Genomic DNA, 10,678 nt, shown 5'->3' on the forward strand with positions numbered 1-10,678 from the left:
CGGCCTGCGAAATCAGATGATGAAATCAGCCAGCACCTGATTGTCCGTGATGTCCTGATAAGCCCACCCGGCTTCCCCGAACTTCTTTTCCAGAAGCTTGAAGTTTGCCGCATTCTTGGTTTCGATGCCGATCAGCACGGAGCCGAAATTGCGCGCCGATTTCTTCAGATATTCAAATCGCGCAATATCATCTTCCGGCCCCAGAAGATCGAGGAAGGAACGCAGCGCCCCCGGCCTCTGCGGAAAGCGGAAGATGAAATATTTCTTCAGGCCTTCGAAACGCAATGCACGCTCGCGCACATCCGGCAGGCGTTCGAAATCAAAATTGCCGCCCGACACAACAATGACGATACGCTTGCCCTTGAGATCGCCCTTCTTGAAATCCTTGAGCGCATCGATGCCCAGCGCGCCGGCGGGCTCCAGCACCACGCCCTCGATATTGAGCATCTCGACGATCGTGGCGCAGAGCCGGTTTTCCGGAACCGTGATGACAGTTTTCGGATCGAACCCTTTGAGAAGCTTGAAGTTTTCCTTGCCGATTTCGGCAACAGCCGCACCATCGACGAAATTGTCGACATGGAGGAGCCTGATCCGCTTGCCCGCTTCAAGGCTTCCTTTCAGGCTTGCCGCGCCCTGCGGCTCGATAAAGCGGAAACTCGTCTTCCAGCCGAGATCGGATACATAATGCGTGACACCGCCGGACAATCCCCCGCCGCCGACGGGCAGCAGGATGAAATCCGGCTTCTTTCCTTCCGGCAATTGCCGCTCGATCTCAAGCGCCACTGTCGCCTGCCCCTCGACAATGCCTGGATGGTCGAATGGCGGCACCATCACACCCTTATGGCTTGCGGCAAATTCCTGCGAAGCGGCATAGCAAACGTCGAAAATATCGCCCACCAGTTTGATTTCGATGAATTCTCCACCAAAAGCGCGGGTCTTGTCGATTTTCTGCTGCGGCGTCGTCACCGGCATGAAAACCACGCCCTTGCGGCCGAAATGGCGGCAGACGAAGGCAAAGCCCTGCGCGTGATTGCCTGCCGACGCGCAGACAAACACCACATTCCCGTCGGTCGTTTCGACCGCCTTGGAAATGAAATTGAAGGCACCGCGAATCTTGTAGGAGCGGACCGGCGTGAGGTCTTCGCGCTTCAGCCAGATCTCCGCGCCGTATTTCCGCGACAGATAGTCGTTGAGTTGCAGCGGCGTTTCGGGAAACAGCGCACGCATTGCCTTTTCGGCCTCGGATACGGATTTCACAAAGGCGGTCATTATTCGACTTTCTGCATTTCCAACTGGATTTGACCATCGCTACATGGGTTTGACAATGCAGACAAGGTTGAAGCGCATCGGCTCGTTAAATCAACGATTTAGGGCACGCATATATTCAGCAATGCTAACTGTTGATGTTAACAGGCTTTGAGGCTTGAATTCGTAATACAAATCATGACATAGACGTGGCATTAGCTGCGGTCGTGGCGAAATTGGTATACGCAACGGACTTAAAATCCGTCGCCTTTTAGGCTTGCGGGTTCAAGTCCCGCCGACCGCACCACAACCCTTCGCATGAAAGCCGCCGTTTAACCGGCGGCTTTTGTTTGGCCCTGATGCCATCAACCATGCAGTTTCGCGGTAATTTCGGCAACGCGCTTGCCCTGGAACCGGGCACCGTCGAGCTCCTGTTCCGACGGCTGGCGCGACCCATCGCCATCGGCGGTTGTCGTCATGCCATAGGGCGCGCCACCGCGCACCACATCATTACCCATCTGCCCCTGATAGGCATAGGAAAGCGGAACGATAATCATGCCGTGATGCTGCATCTGCCACTGCGTGGAAATCAGCGCCAGCTCGGCGCCACCATGCTGCGTGGCCGTTGAAACCATCACCGATCCCACCTTGTTGATGAGGGCGCCCTTTGCCCAGAGCCCGCCGGTCTGGTCGAGAAAATTCTTCATCTGCGCCGCCATCATGCCGTAGCGGGTCGCGACACCGATGATGATGGCGTCGTAATCCGCAAGTTCGGCAGGCGCGGCGATCGGCGCTTCCTGGTCGACCTTATAGTGCGAGGCTTTCGCGACATCAGGCGGAACCAGCTCCGGCACCCGCTTGAGTGTCACCTCCGCGCCGCCTTCCCGCGCGCCTTCGGCAGCCGCCCTGGCCATTTTTTCCATGTGACCATAGGCCGAATAATACAGCACCAGCACCTTAACCATGCAACGTCTCCCTGTTCCGATTTTGCCAAGCGCCCACCCCGACCGTTTCAATTAGGGGAGCGGCCTTCCTTGGAAAGACGCAACATCTCGCAAACGGATGAAATGCTGAAATAAAGCAGTTGCAGGCTCGTCCTGCTGGCGCTTAACTGACGCCAGAAATGGAGTCTGGATATGACGAACAATCCGCAGCAAGCCGTCACGGCCGCCATGCTGGCAATTGGTGACGAGCTTCTCTCAGGCCGCACCAAGGACAAGAACATCGGACATCTTGCAGACGTCCTGACGGCAGCAGGCATAGACCTCAAGGAAGTGCGGATCGTTCCGGACGAGGAAAGCGCCATCGTCGCCGCCCTCAATGCGCTGCGGCCCGATTATGACTATGTCTTCACGTCTGGCGGAATAGGCCCGACCCATGATGACATCACAGCCGACGCGGTATCTGCCGCCTTCGGCGTGCCGTGCATCTACGACGAAAAAGCCATGAAGCTGCTTGGCGACAATTATGCGAAACGCGGGCTGGAGTTCACGGACTCACGCAAGCGTATGGCGCGTATGCCGCAAGGATCGGAGCATATAGCGAACCCTATCTCCGCGGCCCCCGGTTTCCATATCGGCAATGTCTATGTGATGGCCGGCGTGCCGTCTGTCTTTCAGGCGATGCTCGACAATGTGCTGCCCACATTGAGGACCGGCCGCAAGCTCCTGTCGAGATCGGTGCCTTGTCCTTTTGGCGAAGGCGTGATCGGCGCTCCGCTGACCCGGATTCAGAAGGAAAATCCGGATACCGTCATCGGGTCCTATCCGAAATTCGAGAATGGGCGTTTCAGCACGGAACTCGTGGTGCGCGGGAGCGAGCCGGAGAAAATCGACACCGCAATTGCTGCAATCGAAAAAATGATCGCATCGCTGGAGACGGAAGGTGCGGCTTGATGCTCTGCAACCTTTTGCCCGCGCAACTCGTTGCACTCTATGCTAAAATGGAAAAATAGCCGGAAGGAGTTCGGTCATGTCCTACAAGACGGTGGTTGCCTATTCTCGCAGCGAATCCGAATTGAAACGGGTTGTGTCCGCCGTTGGACTTTTGAAGCAGAAGGTGCCCGATATTCACGTTATCGGGCTCTACTCCATCCCTTCACCCATCGTCTATGCCGACCCGAACGGCTTCATCGATCCGGGAATGTTCGAGCTGCATGACAAGCAGCACAAGGAGCTTTCCGAAAGACTGAAACGCATTTTCGAAGAAGAAATGCGCCGTCAGGGCACCGATTACGAGTATCGCATCACCCGTTCTGAAACCGGCACGGCCGCCGATGGTGTGCTCACGGCATGTCTGGGTGCCGAATTGCTGATTGCCGGGCAACCTGATCCCGACGATCCGGCCACCAATGACGAAACCGCCGATACGATCGTCTTCAATGCCAGCTGCCCGGTTCTTCTGGTTCCCTATGCGCCGGTGCTGCCGATGGTTTCACTCGATCGCATCGTGGTCGCCTTTAATGGCAAGCGTGAAGCGGCCCGAGCCGCCTTTGACGCCCTGCCCCTGATGAAGCAGGCCGACAGAACGCAGATCGTCTGGATTGATCCCCCGGAAATCGAGGGAGAGGACCAGGCTTTGGCGAGCCACGATATCGCAGAATCCATATCGCGGCATGGTATCGATGTAATCCCCACGGCTATCGCCTCCGACGGGCGCTATGCGCAGGATGCACTGCGGGAACATATCATCGCCGAACGCGCGGACCTTCTGGTCATGGGCGCCTACAGTCACTCCCGGCTGCGCGAGCTTGTTTTTGGCGGCGTGACACGGTCCATGCTGAACGAGCTTCCGATCCTCACGCTCTTCTCGCGCTAGGCATGCTGCATTTATCGCATGCAACGGACATGCTTTAGCCGGATCGGAAACCGATCCGGCAAGCGAACTTTTCCGCAAGGACGGTTCCCGTTTTGGAAAGGCCCTGGAAAGACCGTTACAGCGCATTTCTCCCGCCAACGGGCATGGAATAACAAGACACGCTTGCAAGACGACCATTTTTGCGGTTATCAGCATCACCCGGCGCCGACTGTGCCGGGTGGAGAGCCTTTTCATCTCCCGCAGCCCGCCGGAATGGGCGCGGATGAAGAAAAGCCGCAGATCCTGACAGTTAAAGCGCTAGGCAACCCGTCATAGCGCATTTTTGGTTTCTAGAGGTCCGGGGAACAAGCTCCGGATCGTTCCACGGAGCGTTTCGATGTCCTTGCCAGATAAAGCCTTTCCCGTTTCCTGGGATCAGTTCCACCGTGATGCCCGCGCCCTCGCCTGGCGGATTGCCGGCATGAACCGCGACTGGCATGCAATCGTCGCCATTACCCGCGGCGGTCTGGTCCCTGCGGCCATCGTCTGCCGCGAGCTCGGCATTCGCCTGATCGAAACCGTCTGCATTGCCTCCTATCATGATTACACGTCGCAGGGCGACATGCAGATCCTCAAGGGCGTGAGCGAAACGCTTCTGGAAAAGGGCGGCGAAGGCGTCATCGTCGTTGACGACCTGACCGATACGGGCAAGACGGCAGCCATCGTGCGGGAAATGATGCCGAAGGCCCACTTTGCAACCGTCTATGCAAAGCCCAAAGGTCGTCCGCTGATCGATACCTTCGTCACAGAAGTATCACAGGACACCTGGATCTATTTTCCCTGGGATATGGGATTCACCTATCAGGAACCGATTGCAGGCGGAAAGCGCGGCTGACGCTCCCACCCGATGCAGGCGGCGAGCGCTTTCGCGCGCCTGCGCAAGGTATGGCCGCAGGCTCAAAACGCTATCAAACGAAAACAAATGAATGCGGTTGCGGTGATATTTCTGCCGCAATCGCACCTTATGGAAAACGCGTCGAAATAACGCCGATGACGGGCGGATTGCGTTCGTGAAGCTGCCATCCAGCCCCACAATTTTAGTAATACCTTTAAAATAAACGCTTTTTTCGCCTGTTCTCAAAGGCCTGATGCCTGACTAATCAGTTGTTATTTTGGCGAATCGGATCATGCTATAGGAAAAAAGGGGGGGGTCGCGGTGAAGTCGCACGCAAAACAACTGATTGCAACCGAAAAGCGTATCCTGACGCCTTCCGGCCGTTTGCAGCAGGTTGCGGCGCTGGTCTATCGCCGCGACATGGGCACCCTCAAGGTTCTCGTCATTACAAGCCGCGGCACGGGCCGCTGGATCATCCCCAAGGGCTGGCCCCAGATTGGGCGGACACTTGCGCAAACAGCGCTCCGTGAAGCCTATGAGGAAGCTGGCATTCGCGGTGAAGTCTCGCCGGCGCCCATCGGCAGTTTCTGCTACTGCAAGACCGACCTGCCGCCCGAACGGATAAACCAGTTCACGGTGGCGGTGTTTCCCGTCCAGTTCACCGGACAGGAAAATGACTGGCCTGAGCGGGATCAGCGCATTTGCGAATGGGTTTCACCGCAGGAAGCGGCAAAGCGCGTCGAAGAGACGGAACTCAAGCAGATATTGCACCAGTTTGGTGATTCGGGGATCGCGGCGGCTGCCGAATAGGCAGCGCGCCGCCTGCCCCTTTGCGACATATTCCAGATCCGGCTGGTTTCGCAGGGATTTCCTCTACGAAAAGACCAGATTGCCGAAATTATTACAGATATCGCTAATATACGACCGTTCCACGCCCCGAAATCACAGAATCGGCCTGGTTCGCAAAAGCCTCGCTTCTCCCCGTTATCCACATTTGGCCCAAGCGATTACCCACAATATCTAGATGCCGGGCGGTTACGACAAACCATTGCTTGACGCTCGCGGGCGAGTCGTTTTTTATGAGCCTGTCGTTGCGTAAGCGGCGGGATCGAGCGCTGCAATCTGCCGGTCTTTCTTTCAGTTCAGTTGAGTATCGAACGGGCGTTGCGCTTTGAAAGTGTGGTTTTCGCTCGGTGTTTGGCTGCGCCCGAATTCCGGGCGCATTCGTCTCAGGAGAAGCGGATGCAGCATCGAGCAGAAACAGCGTTAACACTAGATTTAGTATTTGCGCTCATGCTTCTTACAAGATAAGGTATTTTTCGTTCTGCTGATTTTTGATCGCGATAATGCCCACATGGTTGCAATCACGCTCCCCTGAGGCGTCTTTTCGCGGGTTTTGATGAGGCGGAAGCGGATTTCCGGGAGCTTCTCCCCAACAAGGCGCTCCTCCCCGTAGAAGAGCTGTTTTGACAGAGACGCGATACAGACAGGCCGTGGCTGAAAACCGTCACTAAAGCTACTATATATAGAACGTTTGGATGGGACAGATGAAGATCGAACGCCGCTTTACGAAAGAGAATCAATCGGCTTATGCGGACATCGCGTTCCGGACTGCGACCAGCGAGATCAAGAATCCCGATGGGTCTATCGTATTCCGTCTCGAAAACATCAATGTGCCCGCACAGTTCAGCCAGGTTGCCGCTGACATTCTCGCACAGAAATATTTCCGCAAGGCTGGCGTCCCCGCCCGGCTGAAGAAGGTCGAGGAGAACGACGTTCCCTCGTGGCTCTGGCGCTCTGTCGCCGATGAAGACGCGCTTTCCAAGCTGCCGGAAGGTGAACGCTACGGTTCGGAAATGGACGCCTGCCAGGTGTTCGACCGCCTTGCCGGGACATGGACCTATTGGGGCTGGAAGGGCGGCTATTTCGATTCGGAGGAAGACGCCCTCGCCTTCCGTGACGAGCTTGCCTATATGCTGGCCACCCAGCGCGTTGCGCCCAACAGCCCGCAATGGTTCAACACCGGCCTGCACTGGGCTTATGGCATCGACGGTCCCGGACAGGGCCATTTCTATGTCGACTGGCAGACCGGCAAGCTGACCAAGTCCAAGTCGGCCTATGAACATCCGCAGCCGCATGCCTGCTTCATCCAGTCGGTCGGCGACGATCTCGTCAATGAAGGCGGCATCATGGACCTGTGGGTGCGCGAAGCGCGCCTGTTCAAATACGGCTCGGGCACCGGCTCCAACTTCTCCTATCTGCGCGGCGAAGGCGAAAAGCTTTCCGGCGGCGGCAAATCTTCCGGCCTTATGAGCTTCCTCAAGATCGGCGACCGCGCTGCGGGCGCGATCAAGTCCGGCGGCACGACGCGCCGCGCCGCCAAGATGGTGGTCGTGGATATCGACCATCCGGATATCGAGGAATATATCGACTGGAAGGTCAAGGAAGAGCAGAAGGTCGCTTCGCTCGTCACCGGTTCCAAGATCGTCAAGCAGCATCTGACCGCGATCATGAAGGCCTGCGTCAATTGCGAAGCAGGCTCCGAAGCGACGCGGGACGATTGCTTCGACCCGGCGAAGAACCCTGCCCTGAAGCGTGAAATCAAGGCTGCGAAGAAGAACCAGGTTCCGGAAAACTATGTGAAGCGCGTGATCCAGTTTGCGCGTCAGGGTTATACGGACATTCAGTTCAAGACCTATGACACGGATTGGGATTCGGAAGCCTATCTCACCGTCTCCGGCCAGAACTCGAACAATTCCGTTTCGCTCAAGGACGAATTCCTGCGCGCCGTCGAAAACGACGGCGACTGGAACCTGACGGCGCGCCGCGACGGCCGCGTGATGAAGACGCTGAAGGCGCGCGACCTGTGGGAAAAGATCGGCTATGCCGCATGGGCTTCCGCCGATCCGGGCCTGCATTACAACACGACCATGAACGATTGGCACACCTGCCCGTCCGCCGGTCCGATCCGCGCCTCCAATCCGTGCTCGGAATATATGTTCCTTGACGATACGGCCTGCAATCTGGCGTCGATCAACCTGCTCACCTACCGCAACAAGGACGGTTCGTTCGACATCGCGGCCTATGAGCATACGGCGCGCCTTTGGACCATCGTTCTCGAAATTTCGGTGATGATGGCGCAGTTCCCGTCCAGGGAAATCGCCCGCCTCTCCTATGAATACCGCACGCTCGGCCTCGGCTATGCCAATATTGGCGGCCTGCTGATGACCTCCGGCATTCCCTATGACTCCGACGAGGGCCGCGCCATCTGCGGCGCGCTGACGGCGATCATGACCGGCGTGGCCTATGCCACCTCGGCCGAAATGGCGAAGGAACTCGGAACCTTCCCGAGCTACGAACCGAACGCCCAGCACATGCTGCGCGTTATCCGCAACCATCGCCGTGCCGCCCATGGCGAACGCCAGGGCTATGAAGGCCTTGCCGTCAACCCGGTCGCGCTGATTGCTGCCGATTGCCCGGAACAAGCCCTCATCACCCATGCCCGCGCAGCCTGGGACAGGGCGCTTGAGCTTGGCGAAAAGCACGGCTATCGCAATGCGCAGGCAACCGTCATCGCGCCGACCGGCACGATTGGCCTCGTCATGGATTGCGACACGACCGGCATCGAACCGGACTTCGCACTGGTGAAGTTCAAGAAGCTTGCCGGCGGCGGCTATTTCAAGATCATCAACCGCGCCGTGCCGGAAGCGCTCCGCACGCTCGGCTATTCGGAAAGCCAGATCGCCGAAATCGAAGCTTATGCCGTCGGTCACGGCAATCTCAATCAGGCGCCGGGCGTCAATCCGTCGTCGCTGAAGTCCAAGGGCTTTACCGACGAGAAGGTCGAGGCCCTGAACGCGGCTCTCAAGAGCGCCTTCGACATCAAGTTCGCTTTCAACAAGTGGACGCTGGGCGAGGATTTCTGCAAGGACGTACTGAAGCTGACCGACGAGCAGCTCAACGATTTCTCGTTCGAGATGCTGCCGGCGCTGGGCTTTTCCAAGAAGGACATCGAAGCGGCCAACATCCATGTTTGCGGCGCGATGACGCTGGAAGGCGCGCCCTTCCTCAAGGAAGAGCATTACGCTGTGTTCGATTGCGCCAATCCGTGCGGCAAGATCGGCAAGCGCTATCTCTCGGTGGAAAGCCATATCCGCATGATGGCTGCTGCGCAGCCCTTCATTTCGGGGGCGATCTCCAAGACGATCAACATGCCGAACGAAGCGACCGTCGAGGACTGCAAGAGCGCCTATATGCTGTCGTGGAAGCTGGCTCTCAAGGCAAATGCGCTTTATCGTGACGGCTCCAAGCTGTCGCAGCCGCTCAATGCTGCGCTGATCGCGGATGATGAGGATGAAGACGATGCGGTCGAAGCCCTGATCGAGGCACCGGCTGCGGCCCGCGCCGTTCAGGTGACGGAGCGGATCGTCGAAAAGGTGGTCGAAAAGATCGTCCACGAGCGTGAAAAACTACCGAACCGTCGTCAGGGTTACACGCAGAAGGCGGTCGTTGGCGGACACAAGGTCTATTTGCGCACGGGCGAATTCGGTGATGGCCGCCTCGGCGAAATCTTCATCGATATGCACAAGGAAGGTGCCGCCTTCCGCGCAATGATGAACAATTTCGCCATCGCCGTATCGCTTGGCCTGCAATATGGCGTGCCGCTGGAAGAATATGTGGAGGCGTTCACCTTCACGAAGTTCGAACCGGCTGGCATGGTCATCGGCAACGATGCCATCAAGACCGCGACGTCGATCATCGACTATGTGTTCCGTGAACTTGCGGTTTCCTATCTCGGCCGCAACGATCTTGCCCATGTCGATACGAGCGACTTCGGCAACACGGCGCTCGGCAAGGGCATCAAGGAAGGCAAGACCAATCTGGTCTCGACCGGCTGGACGCGCGGCTACAAGCCTACGCTGGTGACGAACTCGGCCAACGAAGCCAAGGGATCGGCTGGGTCTGCGCCGCAGGCCTCCAATGTCACAACCCTGAAGTCGACCACGCCGGCGGGTGGTCGACCGGCAACCATCGGCCTCGTGACCGATGGTGCGACAGCCTTCAAGCGGGAGTTCGAGGAGCATGCCGCTCCGGCGCAACAGCAGGAAAGCACATCGGCAACCGAGCTTTTCTCCGACAAGGCCGCTGCGGATGCCGCCTCGGCCCGTTCTGAAAGCGCCAATGCAGCGAAGAAACTGGAAGCGGACCGCCGCATCAAGTCGATGATGCAGGGCTATACCGGCGATAGTTGCAGCGAGTGTCAGAACTTCACGATGGTTCGCAACGGCACCTGCCTCAAATGTGACACCTGCGGCGCGACGAGCGGTTGCAGCTAATATATCAATACACCTGTGCGCGGACTCAAAGTTCCGTACTTAGGAACCAATGTTCCGTAATCGGTGTAGAAATATCAATCGGTTACGGAAATGCATGTTGAATATCATTCTGGACACGTTAACGCGTGTCCAGAAATGGAAATAAGAACAAAAAGTGAAACAATCGGAATAGTAGTAACGGCTAACATAATGCTACCGTTTCGATTTCATCCCATTTTGAGGCGGAATTAACATGAGTTGGTCAAAAGATAAGAGTTTGTGTCGCATCCAAACGTTCAAAGTGAATAGCCCCGAGTTTCGTGGACGCCCTCGGGTTACATTTCCTGCTGCCGTTCGAACTCGACGGGTGACAGCATCCCGTTCCTGACGTGCTTGCGCTTGGGGTTGTAGAACATCTCGATGTAGT

At 57.2% G+C, this 10,678-nt stretch carries 8 protein-coding genes and 1 tRNA gene; 6 read left to right on the top strand and 3 right to left on the bottom strand.

Translation table 11 applies throughout. From position 1 onward, the window contains the following. Positions 1–12 precede the first annotated feature (12 nt). A complete protein-coding gene (gene ilvA / locus AVM02_RS07460) occupies positions 13–1,272 on the bottom strand; it encodes a threonine ammonia-lyase IlvA (protein WP_411506344.1) in 1,260 nt (419 codons plus the stop codon). Between the two features lie 194 nt (positions 1,273–1,466). Here ilvA and AVM02_RS07465 point away from each other — a divergent pair. After that, positions 1,467–1,552, top strand: a tRNA-Leu gene (locus AVM02_RS07465). A gap of 58 nt (positions 1,553–1,610) precedes the next feature. Here AVM02_RS07465 and wrbA read toward each other — a convergent pair. Beyond that, positions 1,611–2,210, bottom strand: a complete 600-nt coding sequence (gene wrbA / locus AVM02_RS07470) for an NAD(P)H:quinone oxidoreductase type IV (RefSeq protein ID WP_411506331.1) — start codon at positions 2,208–2,210, stop codon at positions 1,611–1,613. A 171-nt stretch (positions 2,211–2,381) separates the two neighbouring features. Between wrbA and AVM02_RS07475 the strand changes: the two genes are divergently transcribed. The 5 genes from AVM02_RS07475 to AVM02_RS07495 all read left to right on the top strand — a co-directional run bounded on the left by AVM02_RS07475 (position 2,382) and on the right by AVM02_RS07495 (position 10,272). Continuing rightward, positions 2,382–3,140 (top strand): competence/damage-inducible protein A, encoded by a 759-nt coding sequence (locus AVM02_RS07475; RefSeq protein ID WP_411506332.1) that lies wholly within the window; start codon positions 2,382–2,384, stop codon positions 3,138–3,140. Positions 3,141–3,216: 76 nt separating this feature from the next. Beyond that, the gene (locus AVM02_RS07480; protein ID WP_411506333.1) at positions 3,217–4,062 is read left to right on the top strand and encodes a universal stress protein; all 846 of its coding nucleotides are present in this window, start codon (positions 3,217–3,219) and stop codon (positions 4,060–4,062) included. Between the two features lie 376 nt (positions 4,063–4,438). Further along, a complete protein-coding gene (gene gpt / locus AVM02_RS07485) occupies positions 4,439–4,936 on the top strand; it encodes a xanthine phosphoribosyltransferase (protein WP_411506334.1) in 498 nt (165 codons plus the stop codon). A 321-nt stretch (positions 4,937–5,257) separates the two neighbouring features. Beyond that, positions 5,258–5,746, top strand: coding sequence for an NUDIX hydrolase (locus AVM02_RS07490; protein WP_411506335.1), 489 nt, complete (start codon positions 5,258–5,260; stop codon positions 5,744–5,746). Positions 5,747–6,483: 737 nt separating this feature from the next. After that, positions 6,484–10,272 (top strand): vitamin B12-dependent ribonucleotide reductase, encoded by a 3,789-nt coding sequence (locus AVM02_RS07495; RefSeq protein WP_411506336.1) that lies wholly within the window; start codon positions 6,484–6,486, stop codon positions 10,270–10,272. Between the two features lie 314 nt (positions 10,273–10,586). Here AVM02_RS07495 and AVM02_RS07500 read toward each other — a convergent pair. Further along, positions 10,587–10,678, bottom strand: a 92-nt coding sequence (locus tag AVM02_RS07500) for an IS3 family transposase (RefSeq protein WP_411506345.1), incomplete at its 5' end; no start/stop codon positions are given.

Origin of the sequence: Brucella anthropi (assembly GCF_046630315.1) — a bacterium.
Classification (GTDB): Bacteria; Pseudomonadota; Alphaproteobacteria; order Rhizobiales; family Rhizobiaceae; genus Brucella; species Brucella anthropi_A.